Genomic DNA, 20,113 nt, shown 5'->3' on the forward strand with positions numbered 1-20,113 from the left:
CTTCATCAAGCTAATGAAGCCCGTTTCTCGGGTGAATGAGGAAAGAAAAGGTCTTCATCGACCATATGAAGACCCTTTTCTCAGGTGAATTAGAAAAGAAAAGGTCTTCATCAAGCTAATGAAAACCTTTTCTCAGGTGAATAAGTAAAGAAAAAGTCTTCAACAATCATATGAAGAACTTTCTATGAGTGTCTGTATATTATTTATCCTCTAAGAGATGCCCATCAAATCCTAAAATGATTTGATGGGCATTTCTCGTTGTTATCGTTATGGTTTTAAAATAACTTTGATGCAATTATCTTCATGATCATTAAAGATCTTATAAGCTTGACTGGCTTCTTCTAAAGCTACTTTATGTGTGATAATTTCTTTAGGGTCGTATTCGTTATTTACGATTTGTTCATAAAGCTTTGGCATAATCGGAATAACTGGTGCTTGTCCCATTTTTATAGTTACATTACGTGAGAAAAAGGCGCCCAACGGGAAGTTATTGTAGTTAGCTCCATAAACACCAGTTAATTGAACTACACCTGTTTTACGGACGGCTTTAGTAGCAATTTGAATTGGACCTAATGTACCACCTTGTAATTTAAGTTTTTGCTCGATAAATTCAAGTGGAGACTTTTTCCCGTCCATCCCAACACAGTCAATAACAGAATCAGCACCACCAGATGTGATTTCTTTTAAATGCTCTCCCATATCAGGATATTCAGTGAAGTCATACGTTTCAACATTATTCATTTTTTTAGCATGAGCTAAGCGATAATCTAAGTAGTCGACTGCGATCACTCGTTTGGCTCCTTTTAGCCAAGCGTATTTCTGAGCCATCAAGCCAACAGGACCACAGCCTAAAACAATAACAGTGTCTCCTTGCTTAACATCTGCATGTTCCACACTCCAGTAAGCGGTTGGTAGAACATCAGAGAGGAAAAGAAGAGATTCATCTTCAAGTTCGCATGACTCTGGTATAACAAACGGAGTAAAGTTTCCGAACGGAACTTTTAAATACTCAGCTTGCCCACCAGGATGATTTCCAAATTTCTCTGTGTAGCCAAAATAACCACCTGAATCATAGTGAGGGTTAGAGTTGTCGCATTGACTTGTTTCTCCGTGATTACAGTAAGTACAATGACCACAGGCGACATTAAATGGAACGACAACGCGGTCTCCTTTTTTTACTTTTGTTACTTCCGGTCCAACTTCTTCGACAATGCCCATTGGTTCATGGCCGATGCTATACCCTTTAGGTAAAGGCATGTTACCCTGATACAAATGCAGATCAGATCCGCATATTGCTGTTGAAGTAATTCGAACGATCACATCATCTTTCTTTTCAATTTTAGCATCTTCCACTTGAGTTACCTCAACATGGTTTGGCCCTTGATATGTTACAGCGCGCATAAAACCACTCCTTATTTTTTCTAACCTTATAAAAAGCACTCTTTTTTAAGTATCTCCAAAATATAATTTTTGTTAGTCAGTAAATAATTAGCACTTGGTTATGAATGGTTTGTTTTAGATTGTATAAACTGGGCAATATACTTAATAACATTACCTGTAAATAGAGAGCGCAGACATAAAGGGGACTAAAACATGGAACCAAGAGAGGAACGCATTCAACTACATGGCTTTAATAACCTTACGAAATCCTTGAGTTTTAATATGTATGACGTGTGTTATACAAAAACAAAAGAGGAACGAGAGGCTTATATTGAATATATTGATGAACAATATAATGCGGATCGTTTAACTAAGATCTTAAAAAATGTAACAGACATTATTGGAGCGCACGTTATTAATGTAGCTAAACAAGATTTTGTACCTCAAGGGGCGAGTGTTACCTTACTCGTATCGGAAGGACCCGTCATCGAAGTTCCTGATGAATCATATGAGGAATCGCCAGGTCCGTTGCCTGAAGCAGTCGTTATGGGATTAGACAAAAGTCATATTACGGTTCATACGTATCCTGAATTTCACCCTTATGAAGGGATTAGTACGTTCCGAGCTGATATTGATGTTTCAACATGTGGAGAAATTTCTCCGTTAAAAGCATTAAATTATTTGATCCATTCTTTTGAAACAGATATTATGACACTGGATTATCGTGTAAGAGGTTTTACAAGAGATGTAGATGGGCATAAATTGTTTATTGATCATGATATAAATTCGATTCAAAATTACATTCCAGACGAAGTGAAAAGTCTGTATGACATGATTGATGTGAACATCTATCAGGAGAATACGTTTCATACAAAATGCAAACTAAAAGATTTCGATTTAGACAACTATTTATTTGGTCGAACCAAAGTGGATCTTCATCCCGGTGAAGCTGAAGAGATTACAAATAAATTGACCATGGAAATGGATGAGATTTTTTACGGAAAAAATATAAATTAACGTCATAAGATGAAAATCAACTCGATTTTCATCTTTTTCATTTGGCGTTTTTTCCTATGTAAACTAAATCGTAAAGTGGCAAAACTAAAGGCAAGTCTTGATAAATGGAGATGAAAAACAATGGCTAGAAGAAGACGATTGTTAGTACCAGAAGCTCAAGTAGCTATGAAGCAGTTTAAAGCGAAAGTAATGGCCGAGAAGGGGTATCATGCTGATCCATCAGATCCAGATAACGTGAAGTTTGAAGTAGCAAATGAGTTAAATGTACCTTTGAAAAAGGGTTACAACGGTACGCTCACTTCTAAGCAAGCTGGAGAAGTTGGTGGGAAAATCGGTGGTAGTATGGTGAAAGAAATGATTCGTATGGCCCAGCAAAACTTAAATAAATAAAGGAGTGAACAAAAATGAGTAAAGAAAAAGATCAGTGCGATGAACCAATGGAGCATTTATTGGATGAAGGTCATGAACAGGAATTTGCTGAAGAGTTATCAGATGGTGGCGAACGTAATGAATTTGTGGAAGAACAACGAAAGAACTCAGGAAGAATCACAACAGGGTAATTGATTTTTAAAATGAGAGTTATAACAGGCAAAGCATTGGCTTTTTGTTATAGCTCTTTTTTCATGAATAAATTTCCTTTTTCAAATGGAAAATAACAATGCAAGATCTAAAATAAGGAGATGAATCAATGAAAAAAGCACTTTGGAAATGGATGATGGTTATTGCGTTAATGGTTGGGGTTCAAACAAGCGGTTTAATGATGGTTCATGCGGCTCCAGGAGATGTAGAAAATGAGTGGTTTTGGAACAAAGATAGAAATCCTGAGAGACCAGATGATTTTCCCGAGCAACAGGGTGGTCCCGAATATACAGAGCGAGTTCGCCAACCGGTTTCAAACATTATTTTGCAACAGCGATATCCTGAGACGGTCGTACTTCGCGGCGCACTTACGGATAATCGTGTGGCTTTAACGTTTGATGACGGACCAGACCCACGTTTTACTGGTCAAGTATTAGACATATTAAATCAATATAATGTGCCGGCAACATTCTTTGTAATGGGTTCAAGAGCTGAGGCTTATCCTGACTTAGTAAGACGGATGCAACAAGAAGGGCACATCGTAGGAAACCATACATATTGGCATCCTAATCTAGTCGAACAAGCAGATATCGCCACTTTAGAAAGAGAAGTAGCACAAACTGAGGAGGCACTAGCTAATATTCTTGGTTACAGAACGAGTTTATTCCGTGCCCCTTATGGCTTTTTATATAATGAGCTTGTTGAGAAGTTAGCTGAGATGAATTATACCGTTGTTGGTTGGAATGTTGATTCTCTTGACTGGCGTGAACTAGGAGCAGATGATACTGCAGCAAATGTACTAAGTAATATGGAGCCAGGTTCTATTATCCTTATGCATGATGGAGGAGAGTGGGATGCAGACCGTACTAGCACAATTGAATCACTTCATCAAATTATCCCGCAATTACAAGCGCAAGGATTTGAATTTGTGACGGTACCAGATTTATTAAATATCCCTTATCAAAAATAAGAAATAAGTCTGCCTAAACATGAGTCGCATTAATCTATTATTGCGACTTTTCTATATGCCTTTTAAGGGTGCATTTAGTATTTAGGAGAGAAATCGCGAGTAAGATCATGTCACGGCGTTGAAAATTTCATTTACTGTAAGGGAATCAGTATAAATAAACACTAAACAAAAAACTAATTATACCATTGAGTAAGATATTTTTACTAAACTAAATGCCTGAAGAAGACCTTTACAAAAAGTGAAGGTCTTCTTCAGGCATTTTACTTTGATATTTTTAAAGCAACCTTCGACGCGGTAAGGTCCACTTTGGCCTGTTCATCTAAGTCGCTAGGATAATAGTACCCTTTATCTATCATATACTGGCTGATCTTCTCGTGTGTTTCAATAGCGTCATTTAATTGCTGACGTAAAGTGACCCTTAGTTCAGGTGTGGCAGCCTCGGTTAACGCAAAGGCCATGTTTCTTACTCCTGACTTAGCAGTAATGAGAAAATCAGTTGCAATCACTTGATCAGTCATTGCTGACAGTCCAGCTATGTTTTGAATGATATTAGTCAAGTTTCACATCTCCTTCTTGTAAAAAACTTTGTAGCTGCTGTATATGCTTTCTACCTGCGGTTACATCCATTGAGAGTATAGCCTTTAGCTCTTCACATTTAACCAACCCACTCATAGTAGCTGATTTGGTCACGCAAAGATTTTTAAAGGTGACCATTTCATGGACTTCTAATTTTTCATGCATCGCTAGCGCTTCAGTCATATTAATCACTCCAATAAAAGGCTTTTCTTTATGTTGCGTTATTAAAAATGAATTATTCAACGGCTCTATCAGAAAAAAGGGGTTGTTAAAGGCTTCTTAGGATAAGACAACTTCAAAGAGACAAAATATTGTTATGAATGAAATAGGAGGTGGTTTGAATGAATCAAGAACGTTTAGCTTACCATGAGACTATGGACACTCACGAGATGTTAAATCTTAGGACTATCGGGTTATTGAAAGCGAAAATGATGCAAGGGATTGTGTTTGACCAAGATTTAAAGGCGTTAATGGAGAAAAATGTACAACAATCGATACAAGATATTGAAGAATTGAAATCTCTTTACGAAAAAGCAAGAATTCATTAGGAGGCGCGAAAATGAATGATTATTTAGATCCTATTAATTCAGTTGGAATGCCTGAACAAACAGATTCAGCGTTAGCACTTGATTTGTTAATAACAGCAAAAGAAACGGTTCGAAATTATGCAGTTGCGATTACGGAAGCTGCTAGTCCTGAGGCTAGATTGACTCTTCGTAACCAAATGGAGACTGCTATTGATTATCAAGGCGAAGTTGCAGAGTTGATGATGAAGAAAAAATGGTTTCATCCTTATAACTTAAATGAACAGAAAATACTTGATGTAAAAGCTGCAGATACGGCAATTGATATTGCTGGTCTTAATCTCTTCCCAGGGAATACGAATCGAAAAGGTTTATATCCAACGCCACCAGAGTAAATAAACTAGAGGAGAATGATGATGAAAGCAGTAACTTTTCAAGGGGTTAAAGAAGTAATTGTAAAAGAGGTACAAGCGCCAAAAATTCAAAAAGCCGATGATATTATTGTTAAACTAACCCACACGGCCATATGTGGTTCTGATTTACATTTGCTTCATGGTTTCATTCCTAACATTCAAGATGACTACATTATTGGGCATGAACCGATGGGAATAGTGGAAGAGGTCGGGCCAGAAGTTACAAAGGTCAAAAAGGGCGATCGTGTAGTGATCCCGTTCAACGTGAGTTGTGGTAAATGTTGGTTCTGTGAGCATGAATTGGAAAGTCAGTGTGACAATGCCAATGATAATGGTGAAATGGGTGCGTACTTCGGATATTCTGGTACGACAGGAGGCTATCCAGGAGGACAAGCTGAATATATGAGAGTTCCTTACGGGAATTTTACCCCATTTAAAATACCGGAAGACAGTGAAGTAGAAGATGAAAAGCTCGTCCTGTTATCAGATGCTGGAACAACAGCATATTGGAGCGTGGATAACTCTGGAATGAAAGAAGGAGACACGGTTATTATTTTAGGTTGCGGTCCAGTCGGTTTACTCGCACAAAAATTTGCATGGTTAAAAGGTGCTAAAAGAGTGATTGCTGTTGATTATGTTGGTTACCGCCTAGAGCATGCGAAACGGACAAATCATGTTGAGGTTGTCAATTTTGAAGATCACGAAAATGTTGGTGCCTTTCTGCATGATTTAACAAGTGGTGGAGCTGATGTTGTTATTGATTGTGTAGGTATGAGTGGAAAGATGACTGACATTGAATTCCTTGCCTCAGGATTAAAATTGCACGGAGGGGCTATGAGTGGGTTAGTCATGGCAAGTCAAGCGGTTCGAAAAGGTGGAAATATTCAGGTTACAGGCGTTTACTCATCGAGATATAACGGATTTCCATTTGGAGATATCTTTCAACGAAATGTAAATATTAGAACTGGTCAGGCTCCAGTCATTCACTATATGCCACTTATCCATGATTTGATAGCAGAAGGCAAGGTAGATCCTGGTGACATAGTTACACACGTTCTCCCTCTACACCAAGCTAAACACGGCTACGAAATATTTGATACTAAAATGGATAATTGTATTAAAGTAGTTCTTAAACCATAAGTGATATTTGTTGACGATGATTGTTTTCATCGTCTATTATTTCGGAATAATTTTAATGTTAATTGTGATAAATTAAGTAACCTTTTGAAAACTGATTGTTTATTGTTTGTAGATCTTATATTATTATCTAAATCTTATTTAGCTAACTTATTTGAATTTGATAGGAGATAGAATCTTGTTTCAGTGGCGAAATATAATAAAAGGTTTCATGATGGGGATAAGCGATTTAATTCCAGGTGTAAGTGGAGGGACGATTGCATTAGTCCTTGGTATTTATCAAGATCTAATCGGAGCTATTAATGGTCTCTTTACTAAAGATTGGAAACGCCATTTGCTCTTTTTGCTTCCATTAGGACTAGGAATTGGCTTAGCATTACTATCTGTTAGTAGATTAATTGAGTGGCTATTAGCGGAGTTTCCTCAGCCAACCTTTTTCTTTTTCCTTGGGTTGATAATAGGGATTATTCCGGCACTTTTAAAAGAAATTGACTTTAAGAGAACGTTTGTTCTTCGTCACTATATCTTGCTTGGGATCGGTGCAATGATCGTTGCTTCAACATTGTTCATAAAAGACAATGAGGTGGCAGTAATAGGTGGATTAAGTTTGGTGGATTATTTGTTTTTGTTTATGGCCGGGTGGCTAGCAAGTTCAGCAATGATTTTACCGGGTATAAGTGGGTCATTTATTTTCTTACTATTGGGTGTGTATCCAACTGTTATCAACGCTTTGTCTACTTTATATTTACCTGTCTTAATAACAGTAGGGATCGGTGTGGCGTTTGGACTTGTTCTTACTAGTAAGCTAATTAGTTATCTGTTAGTCCAATTTAAAACAGGGACTTACGCAGTCATGATAGGGTTTATAATCGGTTCAATTGTCGTTATTTTCCCTGGGATTACCGGAAATAACCTGTTAATTCTAATTAGTGCGTTCGCCTTTGTAGCTGGTGGACTAAGTGCTTATGTTTTAAGTTATCTAGAAGTTAAAAAAACGGTAGCTAAATTGAATGTTCAATAGTAAAATTAAGGTAAATGAAAAATGGAGTGTGATGTTTAGATGGACGATGTTCCGTCGAGTTTGATTGTGTTTTTTATCGTGTTATTAGGTTTATCTGCTTTTTTCTCTTCTGCCGAGACAGCATACTCGAGCGTCAATAAGCTTCGTCTCAAAAACTATGAAGACGAAGGTAGAAAAGGAGCGAAGAAAGCCGTTTGGATTGCTGATAACTTTGATAAGACGCTTTCGACCCTTCTGGTTGGAAATAACCTTGTGAACATTGCAGCTGCGACTCTCTCATCACAAATTGCAATTGGGCTATTTGGCCCTAGTCTTGGTGTTTTTATTAGTACATTTGTTGTAACGATATTAGTACTAATCTTTGGTGAGATTATTCCAAAGTCTTTGGCAAAAGAGTATGCCGAAAGTTATGCCTTAAAGACATCTGGCATCCTGTTGTTGTTGATTCATGCCTTTTATCCTGTTACATGGGTGTTTGTTAAAATTAAAAATTTAGTTTCTTTATTTGTGAAAAGTAAAGATCATACCCCTTCCGTTACGGAAGAAGAAATTAAAATGCTTGTTCAAATTAGTGAGGACGAAGGTGTCATCGGGAAAAATGAAAAAGAACTTGTACACCGTTCGCTAGACTTTAATGATCTAATTGTTCATGAAATTATTAAGCCCAGACCTGATATGATTGCCGTCGATGTAAATCAGTCTATCTCATCCGTTAAAGATGTTTTCTTTAAAGAGCGTTTTTCAAGAATTCCTGTTTATGAAGGGAATATTGATAACATTATCGGGATCTTATCTGAACGAGATTTCTTAACAGCTTATATAAAGCAAGGAGAGAAACTTGATTTAAGATCGTTACTGAGACAGCCATTATTCGTTGTTGAGTCGATGAAGCTCGCGACACTGCTTCCAGAGTTACAGAAGCAAAAGACTCATATGGCGATTGTAATTGACGAGTTCGGTGGTACCTCAGGTTTAGTAACGTTAGAAGATATTTTAGAAGAAATCGTTGGTGAAATTTGGGATGAACACGATGTAACGATAAATCAAGTAAAGCAGGTTGGACCGTCTAGCTATTTGCTTAGCGCAGATCTTTCGATTGATGAATTTGCTTCAATCGTTTCTATTTCAGTTCCTCAAACAACGAATCATACAGTAGGTGGTTGGTTAATTGAAGAATTTCAACGAATTCCTAAAGAGGGCGAAGAATTTTATTACGAAGATCTAACTTTAAAAATATCAAGAGCTGAAGCAAAGCGAATTCGTCAAGTTCTTGTGAAAATGACTCAAAGTCAAGATAAGATAGAACGAATGAGCAGCTAATAAATGACCTTCTGTGAGTGAATCACAGGAGGTTTTTTCTGTTTGTTTATCCCTTTTCGGTGGGGTGTCTATCTGGAGTATAGTACAAGAAGATGAAAGTTTTATTAAAATAGTAATGGAGAGCAGCTTATTTCAATGATAAGCTTTTTTTCCATAATTTACTTATCTTAATTAACTATATAAGCTAATCAAACTTCAGTATAATGATGGAATGATCTTTGTTATAACGAGGAGTAGATTCAAGTGATTAGTAGGAATGAGACAGCAATACCCGATTTAGTCACAGATATTAGAACCAATCAGCTATCTCAAGATTTAACAGATGACGAGTTAAAACTTATTTCTACTTTCTCAGAAGAAATTTCTGTTCAAGCGGGACAAGTGGTATTAGAGGCAGGTCAAATGCAGCACGCTTTCTATCTAATTAAAACAGGAACTCTTGATGTAGTGGAAAATGGTTCGAAATTAATATCACCCAAATCACAGCGGGTGGCTGGCGATTTCGTTGGCGTGCTAGAAACGACTGACACTCCGTTAGATACCATTATAGCTATTGAGCCTTCAATATTAATAAAAATAAATGTTAATAAACTTTTTGCAAGGAATCGCTATCAATCCTTGCAAATTAAGCTGTTGAAAAAACTTGTTAAACAATTAAACGGTGATCAGGAGCTAACTAAATTTCAAACAAAACGTTATCATTTTTTAGGTACTCTTACGATCTATCTTTTATGCGTGTTATCCTTATATACTCTTAGCTTAGGCGCATTAAAAGGAATTGTTTTGAATTCTGGAGTATCTACCTATGTTGATATTGTACTAATTGGTTGCTTTGCTTATGTTATGTATCTTTTAATGAAGAAAAGTAAATTATCTTTTGAAACATTTGGAGTATCATTTAAAAATTGGCAAAAGCATGTAAAGGAATCTATTATGCTTACGATGCCGATTTTATTATTTTTCTTTGTTTTAAAGTTGGCTTTGATCAATCTTATTCCAGCTTTTGATGATATTCCTTTATTTAATCCTGGAGCTGTATTAGAAGGAGTCGGATTTTCTTATTCCGTTTTTATTGGAATGGTGAGCATCTATATTTTATTTTCGATCGTGCAAGAATTTATCGCTAGAGCGGGGTTGCAATCTACTTTAGTGGAGTTTTTACCTAATACAAAAAGAAAACTATGGATTTCAATTATTGTTTCTAACTTGCTATTTGCAATGGCACACTCTCATATTGGAACGTTATTTGCTCTAGTGACATTTGTTCCTGGACTATACTGGGGGTGGCTTTTTGCAAGGCAACGATCTCTTGTTGGAGTTTGTGTTTCTCATATGCTAATTGGAGTATGGGTAATATTTATTTTAGGATTTACACAATTTATTCAATAAATATATAAGGAGTAGTCATCATCTAATGATGACGCTTTTTTTTATGTTCTGATCGATTGTTATCTGAATCTGTTAAGTGTGAAACTTATTTTCCAATAAAATCCTTCTTTAAAGATCGTCTTCAAAGCTAACACTATGGTTGCGCTTGGAGGTGAGAAAATGAATCAAACTACATTTGGCGTCCATGAGATCGTTGATTTAAGAGAGCTAATAAATTTTAAAGGATCTTGTTTAACAGAAGCTAAAACAAGATTATCACTTGTTGAAAATCCAGAACTTAAAGTGCTTGTTGAACAAAGTGTGCAACAAGGGACAAGTTCAGTGCAACAAATGCAATCATTACTTACAGTCGCTGCAACACAATTAAAGCAAGAAGAGGTGAGGTAATGGAATCTAAACAATTAAGCTTTGCAGATCATACTATTGTTACAGATATGTTATTTGAAACGAAGGCAGCTATTAAAGATTTATCTACAGCTCTTTCAGAAGCCACTTCTCCTCAGGTGAGAACGTTCCTAGAGACTGAATTAATGACTGCTATTGGCCAACACGAGCAGATTTATACTTTTTTACAAAATAGAGGTATTTATGATGCTTATAACATTCCCGAACAGTTGCAAAAAGACATTACTTACGCTCAAGCGGCCTTAGATATGTAGTTTGAAGTTAATCAATGTAGATGAATAGGCAAAGAGCTTGGAAGCGTCCAAGCTTTTTGTCTATCCATCTATGTTTAAACGTTAAATCCAAATTCAAAAGACAGAGAATATAAAACTTTAAAGGGGGAGCTATGAAAAAAATTTCTTTAACCATTCTATTGCTCTTAGCACTAACAGTTGGTTCTTACACGATTTATGGGCTGTTTAAACCGTTGCCAGAAGGATTATCATATGAAGGAAATGTTCATTCTGTTTCTAATGTTGAGTTTATAGCAGATATTACGTACGAAAAAGACGGAGATGTGATTCGAGAGCATCACATATTTGATAGAGTTATACAAATGATTGAAGAAGCAGAGCAATTTATTATTTTTGATATGTTTTTATTTAACGAAAAATATGATGAGGATAAAGATTACCCCGAGATCGTTGACCGGATTACAAAGGCTCTAGTTCAAAAAAAAGTAGATATGCCTCATATGGAAATGACTTTTATAACAGATGAAATAAATACAACCTATAAATCTCATCGCTCTCCTCATCTTGATCAATTAGAAGCTAATGGTGTTGATGTTATTTTAACTAATTTAACTCCATTACGAGATGCGAATCCTTTGTATTCCGGTTTTTGGCGCTCCTTTTTGCACCTCTTCGGGAAAGAGGGGGAAGGCTGGATTGAGAATCCTTTTAGTGAAAATGCTCCTAAAGTGACGTTAGGATCATATTTAAAGATGTTGAATTTAAAGGGCAATCATCGGAAAGTAATGACAACAGAGAAAGAGGCTATAATTACTTCTGCTAATCCTCATGATGCAAGTGGTTATAATTCTAATGTTGCTTTTATTGTTGGTGGAAATATAATAAAGGATATTTTGCAATCTGAACAAGCAGTAGCGAATTTTTCTGATGGAGGCGAGCTACCTAATTACGGTATAACAAGCAATGCAAAAGGCGATATAAAAGTACGGCTCTTAACGGAAGGGAAAATACTCAAACACCTTAAGGAAGAAATAAGCGACACCCGAAGTGGAGATCGGATTTATATTGGGATGTTTAATTTATCAGAAAGTCAGGTAGTGAAAGAGTTAATAGCTGCTTCTGAACGAGGGGTTAAGATTCGTTTGATTTTAGATCCGAATGAGACAGTTTTCGGAAATGAAAATATCGGCATTCCTAATAGGCCTGTAGCTTATGATTTAGTTCAATATGGAAACGATTATATTGATATTAAATGGTATCACACAAACGATGAACAATATCATACGAAGTTAATATTAATTGAACGAGAAGATATAAGTACGATTATTGGTGGTTCTGCTAATTTCACCAGAAGAAATCTAGATGATTTTAACCTTGATACAGACATTGAAATTAAAGCAAGAACAGAAAAAGCCATTATTCAAGATGTCTCAAGTTATTTTTCAAGGCTATGGGAAAATAAAGATGGCAAATACACAACTGAAGCTGATGAATATTTAGAAGATTTTGCTGAATATAAAAGATATTTATTCAGACTACAGAAAAAAACAAATCTAACTACTTTTTAATAGAACGTAATCAAACAACACTCTTATTCGGTTTGAATAAGAGTGTTGTTTGATTATTGTAATTTCTCTTTTGCGAGTAAGATTCCATCCTCATCCGCGTAAACGTAGTTACCTGGTTCAAAGTTAAGACCTGCAAACTGCACAGGAAGGTTTGCTTCACCTTTCCCTTGCTTGATACTTTTGAATGGATTTGTTTGAAGAGCAAATATGGCTACATTCATGTTATTAATTAAAGCACTATCCCGTATACAACCGTTGATGACAATGCCTGCTAGGTTTCTGTTAATAGCAATTTCTGCTAGATTATCGCCCATTAGTGCACACTTTAATGAGCCGCCACCGTCTACTATTAGTACACTACCTTCAGGAATCGTTTCTAAAGACTGTTTGACCAATTCGTTGTCTTCAAATACTTTTACTGTCTGTACGGGTCCGTGAAAAGACCTTTTATTCCCATATAATGTAAATACAGGATTGGCCAATTGAACTGAGTCTCGGTGTGCATCACAAATGTCGGCAGTAAGGTAACTCATACGATCATCCTTTCATCCAAGAGATTTATGTACTTATTAACATATATTAACAGTATTCGATAGGAGCTTAGGATTCAAGAGTTTTTTATGAGTATGAACAATATTTATAGGAATCTGGTTTTCCCTTTAAATTCATAGCTTTTTCCTGTATTATATTATTATGAGATATTAAGACCAGATCTTAATTTTATTGGTTAGGGTGATGAAATGAAGAGTGTTGGAATCGTTGGAGTAGGGACTTATGTTCCAGAACAAATTGTAACGAATCATGACCTTGAGAAAAAAGTCAACACAAGTGATGAGTGGATTCGCTCTAGAACTGGAATCGAAGAACGAAGAATTGCCAGTGATGAGATGGACACCTCTCATATGGCTGTAAAAGCAGCCCAAAAAGCTTTGTTAGATGCTTCGATGACTGCTGAAGATATTGATTTAATTCTTGTTGCGACAGCCACACCTGATCATGTATTTCCGACCGTTGCTTGTATGGTTCAAGAATCACTCGGAATTAGACATGTCCCTGCCATGGATCTTAGTGCGGCATGCTCAGGATTTGTTTATGCAGTTGTAACAGGAAAACAATTCATTGAGACGAATACATATAAGAACGTATTAATTATTGGAAGTGAGAAATTTTCTAAAATTGTAGATTGGGATGATCGGAACACTTGTGTCCTGTTTGGTGACGGTGCTGGCGCTGTTATTTTATCAGAAGTTACAGAAGGGAGGGGTATACTCTCCTTTGAATTAGGGGCCGATGGAACAGGTGGTAAACATTTGTTCGTAGATAATAAAACTAATTTTGTCGCTATGAACGGAAGTGAAGTGTTCAAATTTGCAGTTAGGCAGTTACCGGAGTCTTGCATGCAAGTAGTCACTCAAGCTGGACTTGAAAAAGAAGAAGTCGATTTTCTCGTTCCACATCAAGCAAATATCCGAATCATTGATTCTGCAAGAGAAAGGCTTGGGCTAGATCGAGACAAGGTATCGACTACTGTCACAAAACACGGAAATACATCAGCCGCTTCTATTCCGTTAGCCCTTTTCGAAGAGCTTGAAAAAGGAGCAATCAAGGATGATGATGTCGTTGTAATGGTAGGTTTTGGCGGGGGCTTAACATGGGGTTCTATTTGTATAAGGTGGGGAAAATGATTTATAGCAATTAATAGAGGGGGAGACTGTATGAAGAAACGAGTTGTTATTACAGGAATTGGAGCAGTAACGCCACTTGGGAATGATGTTCAAACAACATGGGATAATCTGAAAAATGGAAAATCAGGCATTGGTCCACTCACAAGAGTAAATTCTGATCAATTTAATGTAAAAGTAGCAGGGGAAGTTAAGGAGTTCGATCCTGCGGAGTATATGGACGGGAAAGAAGCTAGACGTATGGCTCGTTTCACACATTTGGCGATTGCTGCAAGTAAAATGGCGGTTAAGGATGCTTTACTTACTATCGGAGAGGATATCGACGCTGAACGTGTTGGCGTATGGATTGGTTCTGGTATCGGTGGCTTAGATGCATTTGAGGATCAGCACAAACGTTTTCTCGATAAGGGTCCTAAACGTGTGAGTCCGTTTATTATCCCGATGCTCATTCCAGATATGGCATCTGGTCGCGTTTCGATCGAACTTGGAGCGAAAGGAATTAATAATTGTTCTGTCACGGCATGTGCATCAGGTGCTAACTCAATAGGTGACGCATTTCGTGTGATTCAAAATGGCGATATGGATGTTATGGTTACAGGTGGGACTGAAGCAGCAATTACTGATATGACGATTGCGGGATTTGCTAATATGACTGCTTTATCAACTAATCCAGATCCTGAAACGGCTAGTAGACCTTTTGACAAAAATCGAGATGGGTTTGTTATTGCCGAAGGTGCAGGAGTGCTAATCCTGGAAGAGCTTGAACATGCCCTAGCTAGAGATGCCAAAATCTATGGTGAAATTGTCGGTTATGGTGCTACAGGTGATGCACATCACATCACAACACCAGCACCAAACGGAGAGGGTGGGCAACGCGCAATGAAATTGGCACTTCGGGATGCGAATTTAGTAGCTAACCAAGTTGATTATATTAATGCTCATGGGACAAGCACTTATTATAATGATCTTTATGAAACTATTGCGATTAAAGAGGTGTTTGGAGAGCATGCGTATCAATTATCGGTCAGCTCAACGAAATCAATGACGGGACATTTACTTGGTGCTGCCGGAGCCATTGAGGCGATCTTCTCGGTTCTTTCAATCCAAGATAGCATTGTGCCTCCTACCATTCATTATCAGACACCAGATGCCGAGTTAGATTTAGATTATACGGCGAACGAGGCAAAAGCTAAACATGTTGATGTTGTCTTGTCTAATTCTTTAGGATTCGGTGGTCACAACGTTTCATTACTATTTAAGAAATACCATTAAGGGGGAGGAGTTATTCCAAAAGCTGTCATAGATGCTTTTGGGATAACTTTTTTTATGAGGTGTAGAAAGGTTCGAAAAATAAAAAGACTTGGCAAGAAACCAAGTCTTTCTGAATGAATTATCTGTTTAATTGAACATCACGTAAGTAGAAGTATCCACTTGGGTATTGCCAGAATCCTTCTACATCTGAACGGATACCTGAGATATTGTCCGGGAAGTAAAGGTAAGCATAAGGTGATTCTTCATATAATTTGTTCTGAGCTTGTGCATATAAATCTATACGAGTTTCAGCGTCTCCTTCTTTACGAGCAGCATCTAGAAGTTCGTCAAGTTCAGGGTTTACAATACGTGAACGATTACCTGGAGGTCCAATGTTCGCTGAGTGGAAGACAGCGTATAATCCGTAATCTGCATCTAACGTCACCGTTCCCCAGCTACCTAGAAAGATTTCCATTTGACCAGCACCGGCACGTTCGATGTACGTACCAAACTCGTAAGTATCAATTGTTACGTTTACACCAATTTCAGCTAATTGAGCTTGTAGAGCAACGGCTAAGTCTTGACGTTCACGATTATCATCTGTTAACAAAGTAACGTCAAATCCGTTTTCGAAGCCAGCTTCAGCAAGAAGCTCTTTAGCTTGTTCAACATCGTATTCAATTGCATCGATGCCTTCGCTATAACCAAATACTCCAGGTGCGATTGGAGTATTGGCAGGAATGCCAACTCCATCTAAAATCCCTTGAACTAAAGCATCTTTATCAACTGCCATGTGAAGAGCACGACGAACATTCACATCATCAAATGGCTCTTTTTCCGTATTGAATCCTAAGTAAACCATACGAGTGCTGTTCACTTGAACAATTTCTGTTTCCGCACCACTGTTCAAACGAGTTACATCACTTGGATCAACCGTAAAGTTAATATCAATATCTCCTGTTTCAAGTTCAGCAATACGAGTTAAACTTTCAGGTATGACCTTAAATGTAACGGTATCAACTTTAGCTGCTTCATCCCAGTATTCTTCGTTTTTAGAAAGAGTAACAGAATTTCCCGGTTGTTGGCTTTCAAATTTAAAGTAGCCAGTACCAGCTGGATTTTCATTTGCAGCTGCAAATGGATTTTCCCCATTAGCAAGATCTTCATAAGATTGTTCAATGAGTTTCGGACTTAGAATACTTCCAGCCGTATGCGCTAAATGGGCAGGAAGAGGTGCAAATGGAAATTCCGTTTCAATATGTACGGTATATTCATCTACTACTCTTACATCTGTAACCATCCCAAATAGAAAAGCTACTGGTGCAGCTACTTCTGGATCACGAACACGATCTAGGCTTAGTTTTACTACTTCAGCATTCAGAATTTCACCATCGTGGAATGTAACACCTTCGCGAATTTTCGCTTCCCAGACCGTGTCTTCAATTTGCTCAAGACTCTCCGCAAGCCCTGGTTGTATCATAGAATCTTGATTCATGTAAACCAATCGATCATAAATGGTAGCGTTGATCGTATTTGCAACGGTTTCGTTTGCACCATGTGGGTCTAGCGAGACAGGATCAGATACGACACCAATTTGTAAATCGCCACCAGCTTGTCCCTCTTTGTTTCCATTTTCATTAGTAGAGTCTGTAGTAGAATCACTACTACAAGCTGCCATGAGCGTAATAGCTAGTAAAAGCATCATGACAAAAAACTTAGATGAATCTTGTTTCATGTAAATCCCCCTTTTCTATGTTTTTAATTTTCTTACACTAGAATTATAGTCAGATAATAAGTTATCTGTCAATTTGTGGCATAAAAATGAATAAAATACAATAGATTTTGGTAGAAGCTTTAACAAGGTTTTTGAAAAGTATTGATAAATCTTCAGTTGATAACGAATTGCTTTTAAGATCACGGTAAATGCATTTACTTACTAATAAGGAGAATAATATATTAGGATAAAGGGGAATGATGTTAACAAACAGTAGGAAAATGAGCAATAGAGGGAGAGGAATTTGGTGAAAAAATGGTGGATCAGCCTTCTGGTTATTGCCTTTGTCATTATAAATATAATTATGACAAATTTGAATGAAAGAGATAAGAACGACAATCGAACAAATCCGATACACAGTAATATATCAACACATTAACAGTTAAGAACGGACTCTTATAAGTAGAGTCCGTTCCTAATTAAATATGTGAAATAGAATTTGAAAAATGCTCTTTCAGAATGCTTCCAATTTGATCAATTGCTTTTTTACCTTGATCCATGATCCCAGAAAGCCAGAAGAAGCCATGGATCATTCCCTCGTATCTTTCTAATTGCACCGGAACACCTGACTCTTTTAGTCTATTAGCGTAAGCTTCGCCTTCATCTCTTAGTGGATCATATTCCGCTGTGATAATGAGCGCGGGCGGTAAACTTGTTAAATCAGGAGCTAAAAGAGGAGAAGCATATGGATGATTTTTTTCTTTTTCAGATATATATTGTTTGGCAAAATAAATCATTGAACTTTTAGTTAGAAAATAGTTTTCACCATTTTCCAAATGAGATTGTGTATGAAATGAAAATTGAGTTGCAGGATAGATTAAAACTTGATAGGAAATGAAAGGACCTTCTCGTTGTTTAGCCATTTGAGTGACAACTGTTGCTAAGTTGCCCCCTGCACTATCTCCACCAACGGCAATTCTGTTACGATCCCCATTATAAGAGGAGATGTTGGATGCAACCCACTGTAAAGCTTGATAGCAATCTTCTGGAGCCGTCGGAAATTTATTTTCAGGTGCGAGCCGGTAGTCTACGGATACGACAAGCGCATTTGATGAGTTTGTAATAGAGCGAAGTGGTACATCCACAATATCAAGATCTCCTAAAACCCAACCACCGCCATGGTAGTAAATAAAAACAGGAAAGGGTCCCTCGCCAGAAGCGTATATAGCCGAAGAGTTATCTGTCCTTCCCTAACTGGAATAACGACGTCTTCTACTTTGTTTACACGTTCGGGTTGTCCACCGAAAGTCGTTAATTTTTTGTTTAAATTGCGGTTTTCTTCTATAGATAATTGGTCAAGTGCTGGCGTGTTTTGCTGCTTCATAAGGTCTAAAAACAACTTTGCTTGTGGATCTAATCCCATGCTTGTACCTCCTACAAGTTTAATGCAAAATTAAAAACAGCGATCTTTTCATTTTTATTACGCAGTTCTCTTAAATATTCAATTTACGGTCAAGAACATTCTTTTAAATTTGAATGGATAAAGTAATGTAAAAGGAAGTGAAAATGATGAATCAATTAATAGATGAAAAAAAGCTTACAAGAAGGGCAACGACTATTGAGACTGTTACACTAGGTATGGGCTGATTTTGGGGACCAGATGCTCGGTTCGGGCATCTTCCTGGTGTTATCCGAACGCGTGTTGGCTATGCAGGTGGAACTAGCAGCAAGCCAACCTATCGGCAAATGGGTGATCATACAGAGACGATTGAAATAGACTTTGACCCAGATGTAATTCAGGTTTCGGAATTATTAACGATCTTTTGGGGAAATCACAACTCATTACGAAAAGAAGTGTATCGCGGAAGGCAGTATCTCTCTTTGTTTTTGTATCGGACGGAAGCGCAACGAAAAATGGCATTACAGTTGAAGGAGAATTTGGAAGATAAATTAAATGGGGTGATTCAGACAGAAGTAAGCCCGTTTACTCATTTTTACGTAGCTGAAGATAAGCATCAAAAGTATTATTTAAAAAGATTTCCTAAAGCTTACGAAGACCTATTACATTTGTTTGAATCACACCAACAGTTTGTTAACTCTACACTTGTTGCTAGGTTGAACGGTTTTGTTCGTGAATTCGGGACTCTTCAAACAATAAGGACAGAGTTAGAACATTGGAAGTTAGATGAACGTGAGTATCAAGTAATATTGAAAATAATAAATGGTCTAAAATGGTAAAGGGATGTGTGGAACTTGAATGATATAGCTATGTTTGCAGGCGGGCATTTTTGGTTTTTGGTTCCTCCATTTGTTGAATTACCAGGGATTGAAAGAGTTACGGTTGGTTACACAGGAGGAGCTGATAACAACCCAAGTTACGACAACGCTATTTCAGCTCAATCAGGGCATCGTCTAGCCGTACAAATAAAATTCAACTCAAAGATGATTTCTTTTGAGAGTTTATTAAATATTTACTGGAAGTTAATTGATCCTACTGATTCGTTTGGTCAGTTCGCTGACCGAGGCAATGCTTTTACAACTGCAATTTATTATGATGGACAATCGCAAAAAAACATCGCTTTTTCGAGTTTAGAGAAATTAATTACAAGTGGCAGATTTCTTGACCCGATTGTAACTAAAATTGAAAAAGCGCAGGATTTCTACCGAGCAGAAGAAAAACATCAATCATACTATAAGAAGCTTCCTTTTCATTTTCGGCATGTCTATCAAAAGTCGGGGAGGATGGAGTTCATTCAGAAATATTGGCAAGTTTATAAAAAGGATTTGAGAGAACGATTGACACCTTTGCAATTTAAAGTGACTCAAGATCATCACACAGAACCGCCCTTTGAAAATGAATATGATCAGCTAAAAGATAAGGGCATCTATGTTGATATAGCCTCAGGAGAACCTTTGTTTTCTTCATTAGATAAA

Annotated in this window: 24 protein-coding genes; 17 read left to right on the plus strand and 7 right to left on the minus strand. The window is 37.2% G+C overall.

The annotated features are described in order from the left end of the window. Window positions 1-267: 267 nt before the first annotated feature. Window positions 268-1,401 (minus strand): zinc-dependent alcohol dehydrogenase, encoded by a 1,134-nt coding sequence (locus JCM9157_RS19960; protein ID WP_035667558.1) that lies wholly within the window; start codon window positions 1,399-1,401, stop codon window positions 268-270. A gap of 192 nt (window positions 1,402-1,593) precedes the next feature. Here JCM9157_RS19960 and speD point away from each other — a divergent pair, with 192 nt between their 5' ends. The 4 genes from speD (at window position 1,594) to JCM9157_RS19975 (ending at window position 3,946) form a co-directional block, all read left to right on the plus strand. Continuing rightward, entirely contained in the window at window positions 1,594-2,397 is an 804-nt protein-coding gene (gene speD, locus JCM9157_RS19965; protein WP_035667560.1) for an adenosylmethionine decarboxylase, read from the plus strand. 120 nt (window positions 2,398-2,517) lie between these two features. Further along, a complete protein-coding gene (locus JCM9157_RS19970; RefSeq protein ID WP_035667563.1) occupies window positions 2,518-2,787 on the plus strand; it encodes an alpha/beta-type small acid-soluble spore protein in 270 nt (89 codons plus the stop codon). A gap of 14 nt (window positions 2,788-2,801) precedes the next feature. Beyond that, window positions 2,802-2,957 (plus strand): hypothetical protein, encoded by a 156-nt coding sequence (locus JCM9157_RS24745; protein WP_156321509.1) that lies wholly within the window; start codon window positions 2,802-2,804, stop codon window positions 2,955-2,957. 128 nt (window positions 2,958-3,085) lie between these two features. Beyond that, the gene (locus JCM9157_RS19975; RefSeq protein WP_035667566.1) at window positions 3,086-3,946 is read left to right on the plus strand and encodes a polysaccharide deacetylase family protein; all 861 of its coding nucleotides are present in this window, start codon (window positions 3,086-3,088) and stop codon (window positions 3,944-3,946) included. Window positions 3,947-4,206: 260 nt separating this feature from the next. On the opposite strand, the gene JCM9157_RS19980 is transcribed toward JCM9157_RS19975, so the two are convergent. Both JCM9157_RS19980 and JCM9157_RS19985 read right to left on the minus strand, forming a co-directional pair. After that, entirely contained in the window at window positions 4,207-4,503 is a 297-nt protein-coding gene (locus JCM9157_RS19980) for a spore coat protein (protein WP_035667568.1), read from the minus strand. Further along, a complete protein-coding gene (locus JCM9157_RS19985) occupies window positions 4,496-4,705 on the minus strand; it encodes a hypothetical protein (protein WP_035667570.1) in 210 nt (69 codons plus the stop codon). The genes JCM9157_RS19980 and JCM9157_RS19985 overlap by 8 nt, the downstream gene beginning before the upstream one ends. Window positions 4,706-4,863: 158 nt before the next feature. Here JCM9157_RS19985 and JCM9157_RS19990 point away from each other — a divergent pair, with 158 nt between their 5' ends. The 9 genes from JCM9157_RS19990 to JCM9157_RS20030 all read left to right on the plus strand — a co-directional run bounded on the left by JCM9157_RS19990 (window position 4,864) and on the right by JCM9157_RS20030 (window position 12,532). Beyond that, window positions 4,864-5,070: a hypothetical protein gene (locus tag JCM9157_RS19990; protein ID WP_035667573.1), complete on the plus strand. Its 207-nt coding sequence runs from the start codon at window positions 4,864-4,866 to the stop codon at window positions 5,068-5,070. A gap of 11 nt (window positions 5,071-5,081) precedes the next feature. Next, entirely contained in the window at window positions 5,082-5,441 is a 360-nt protein-coding gene (locus JCM9157_RS19995) for a spore coat protein (protein WP_035667575.1), read from the plus strand. Window positions 5,442-5,462: 21 nt separating this feature from the next. After that, window positions 5,463-6,599 carry a zinc-dependent alcohol dehydrogenase gene (locus JCM9157_RS20000; RefSeq protein ID WP_035667577.1) on the plus strand — a complete coding sequence of 379 codons (1,137 nt, stop codon included), beginning with the start codon at window positions 5,463-5,465 and terminating at the stop codon, window positions 6,597-6,599. Between the two features lie 175 nt (window positions 6,600-6,774). Further along, window positions 6,775-7,617, plus strand: a complete 843-nt coding sequence (locus JCM9157_RS20005) for a DUF368 domain-containing protein (protein WP_035667579.1) — start codon at window positions 6,775-6,777, stop codon at window positions 7,615-7,617. A 39-nt stretch (window positions 7,618-7,656) separates the two neighbouring features. Continuing rightward, window positions 7,657-8,937 (plus strand): hemolysin family protein, encoded by a 1,281-nt coding sequence (locus tag JCM9157_RS20010; RefSeq protein WP_035667581.1) that lies wholly within the window; start codon window positions 7,657-7,659, stop codon window positions 8,935-8,937. Window positions 8,938-9,180: 243 nt separating this feature from the next. After that, entirely contained in the window at window positions 9,181-10,326 is a 1,146-nt protein-coding gene (locus tag JCM9157_RS20015) for a CPBP family glutamic-type intramembrane protease (protein WP_035667584.1), read from the plus strand. A 159-nt stretch (window positions 10,327-10,485) separates the two neighbouring features. Next, on the plus strand, window positions 10,486-10,713 hold the full coding sequence (locus tag JCM9157_RS20020) for a hypothetical protein (RefSeq protein WP_035667587.1): 228 nt from the start codon (window positions 10,486-10,488) through the stop codon (window positions 10,711-10,713). Beyond that, window positions 10,713-10,985, plus strand: a complete 273-nt coding sequence (locus JCM9157_RS20025; protein WP_035667590.1) for a spore coat protein — start codon at window positions 10,713-10,715, stop codon at window positions 10,983-10,985. Before JCM9157_RS20020 ends, JCM9157_RS20025 begins: the two co-directional genes overlap by 1 nt. A 131-nt stretch (window positions 10,986-11,116) precedes the next feature. Beyond that, on the plus strand, window positions 11,117-12,532 hold the full coding sequence (locus JCM9157_RS20030; RefSeq protein ID WP_035667593.1) for a phospholipase D family protein: 1,416 nt from the start codon (window positions 11,117-11,119) through the stop codon (window positions 12,530-12,532). 53 nt (window positions 12,533-12,585) lie between these two features. Here JCM9157_RS20030 and rraA read toward each other — a convergent pair whose 3' ends face one another. Beyond that, entirely contained in the window at window positions 12,586-13,065 is a 480-nt protein-coding gene (gene rraA / locus JCM9157_RS20035) for a ribonuclease E activity regulator RraA (RefSeq protein ID WP_035667596.1), read from the minus strand. Window positions 13,066-13,272: 207 nt separating this feature from the next. Between rraA and JCM9157_RS20040 the strand changes: the two genes are divergently transcribed. Both JCM9157_RS20040 and fabF read left to right on the plus strand, forming a co-directional pair. After that, window positions 13,273-14,217, plus strand: a complete 945-nt coding sequence (locus JCM9157_RS20040; RefSeq protein ID WP_035667598.1) for a beta-ketoacyl-ACP synthase III — start codon at window positions 13,273-13,275, stop codon at window positions 14,215-14,217. A 30-nt stretch (window positions 14,218-14,247) separates the two neighbouring features. Then, window positions 14,248-15,486, plus strand: coding sequence for a beta-ketoacyl-ACP synthase II (fabF, locus tag JCM9157_RS20045; protein WP_035667601.1), 1,239 nt, complete (start codon window positions 14,248-14,250; stop codon window positions 15,484-15,486). 118 nt (window positions 15,487-15,604) lie between these two features. Here fabF and JCM9157_RS20050 read toward each other — a convergent pair whose 3' ends face one another. The 3 genes from JCM9157_RS20050 to JCM9157_RS25055 all read right to left on the minus strand — a co-directional run bounded on the left by JCM9157_RS20050 (window position 15,605) and on the right by JCM9157_RS25055 (window position 18,602). Next, on the minus strand, window positions 15,605-17,200 hold the full coding sequence (locus JCM9157_RS20050; RefSeq protein WP_035667605.1) for a glutathione ABC transporter substrate-binding protein: 1,596 nt from the start codon (window positions 17,198-17,200) through the stop codon (window positions 15,605-15,607). 458 nt (window positions 17,201-17,658) lie between these two features. Then, complete coding sequence (lipP1, locus tag JCM9157_RS20055) at window positions 17,659-18,405, minus strand: LipP1 family hormone-sensitive lipase (RefSeq protein ID WP_201768911.1); 747 nt, start codon at window positions 18,403-18,405, stop codon at window positions 17,659-17,661. After that, a complete protein-coding gene (locus JCM9157_RS25055; RefSeq protein ID WP_201768910.1) occupies window positions 18,339-18,602 on the minus strand; it encodes a hypothetical protein in 264 nt (87 codons plus the stop codon). Before JCM9157_RS25055 ends, lipP1 begins: the two co-directional genes overlap by 67 nt. 266 nt (window positions 18,603-18,868) lie before the next feature. Between JCM9157_RS25055 and JCM9157_RS20060 the strand changes: the two genes are divergently transcribed. Next, window positions 18,869-19,417, plus strand: a complete 549-nt coding sequence (locus JCM9157_RS20060; protein ID WP_235715057.1) for a peptide-methionine (S)-S-oxide reductase — start codon at window positions 18,869-18,871, stop codon at window positions 19,415-19,417. Window positions 19,418-19,432: 15 nt separating this feature from the next. After that, a partial coding sequence (gene msrA, locus JCM9157_RS20065) for a peptide-methionine (S)-S-oxide reductase MsrA (protein WP_035667608.1) occupies window positions 19,433-20,113 on the plus strand: 681 nt, incomplete at its 3' end.

Source organism: Halalkalibacter akibai JCM 9157 (genome assembly GCF_000513135.1).
In the GTDB taxonomy this organism is placed as follows: domain Bacteria; phylum Bacillota; class Bacilli; order Bacillales; family Bacillaceae_D; genus Halalkalibacter; species Halalkalibacter akibai.

What these genes read in the sequence shown, in the direction of transcription:
- JCM9157_RS19960 (WP_035667558.1), bottom strand. Translation starts at nt 1,401, where the DNA reads ATGCGCGCTGTAACATATCAAGGGCCAAACCATGTTGAGGTAACTCAA.
- speD (WP_035667560.1), top strand. Translation starts at nt 1,594, where the DNA reads ATGGAACCAAGAGAGGAACGCATTCAACTACATGGCTTTAATAACCTT.
- JCM9157_RS19970 (WP_035667563.1), top strand. Translation starts at nt 2,518, where the DNA reads ATGGCTAGAAGAAGACGATTGTTAGTACCAGAAGCTCAAGTAGCTATG.
- JCM9157_RS24745 (WP_156321509.1), top strand. Translation starts at nt 2,802, where the DNA reads ATGAGTAAAGAAAAAGATCAGTGCGATGAACCAATGGAGCATTTATTG.
- JCM9157_RS19975 (WP_035667566.1), top strand. Translation starts at nt 3,086, where the DNA reads ATGAAAAAAGCACTTTGGAAATGGATGATGGTTATTGCGTTAATGGTT.
- JCM9157_RS19985 (WP_035667570.1), bottom strand. Translation starts at nt 4,705, where the DNA reads ATGACTGAAGCGCTAGCGATGCATGAAAAATTAGAAGTCCATGAAATG.
- JCM9157_RS19990 (WP_035667573.1), top strand. Translation starts at nt 4,864, where the DNA reads ATGAATCAAGAACGTTTAGCTTACCATGAGACTATGGACACTCACGAG.
- JCM9157_RS19995 (WP_035667575.1), top strand. Translation starts at nt 5,082, where the DNA reads ATGAATGATTATTTAGATCCTATTAATTCAGTTGGAATGCCTGAACAA.
- JCM9157_RS20000 (WP_035667577.1), top strand. Translation starts at nt 5,463, where the DNA reads ATGAAAGCAGTAACTTTTCAAGGGGTTAAAGAAGTAATTGTAAAAGAG.
- JCM9157_RS20010 (WP_035667581.1), top strand. Translation starts at nt 7,657, where the DNA reads ATGGACGATGTTCCGTCGAGTTTGATTGTGTTTTTTATCGTGTTATTA.
- JCM9157_RS20020 (WP_035667587.1), top strand. Translation starts at nt 10,486, where the DNA reads ATGAATCAAACTACATTTGGCGTCCATGAGATCGTTGATTTAAGAGAG.
- JCM9157_RS20025 (WP_035667590.1), top strand. Translation starts at nt 10,713, where the DNA reads ATGGAATCTAAACAATTAAGCTTTGCAGATCATACTATTGTTACAGAT.
- JCM9157_RS20030 (WP_035667593.1), top strand. Translation starts at nt 11,117, where the DNA reads ATGAAAAAAATTTCTTTAACCATTCTATTGCTCTTAGCACTAACAGTT.
- rraA (WP_035667596.1), bottom strand. Translation starts at nt 13,065, where the DNA reads ATGAGTTACCTTACTGCCGACATTTGTGATGCACACCGAGACTCAGTT.
- JCM9157_RS20040 (WP_035667598.1), top strand. Translation starts at nt 13,273, where the DNA reads ATGAAGAGTGTTGGAATCGTTGGAGTAGGGACTTATGTTCCAGAACAA.
- fabF (WP_035667601.1), top strand. Translation starts at nt 14,248, where the DNA reads ATGAAGAAACGAGTTGTTATTACAGGAATTGGAGCAGTAACGCCACTT.
- JCM9157_RS20050 (WP_035667605.1), bottom strand. Translation starts at nt 17,200, where the DNA reads ATGAAACAAGATTCATCTAAGTTTTTTGTCATGATGCTTTTACTAGCT.
- JCM9157_RS25055 (WP_201768910.1), bottom strand. Translation starts at nt 18,602, where the DNA reads ATGGGATTAGATCCACAAGCAAAGTTGTTTTTAGACCTTATGAAGCAG.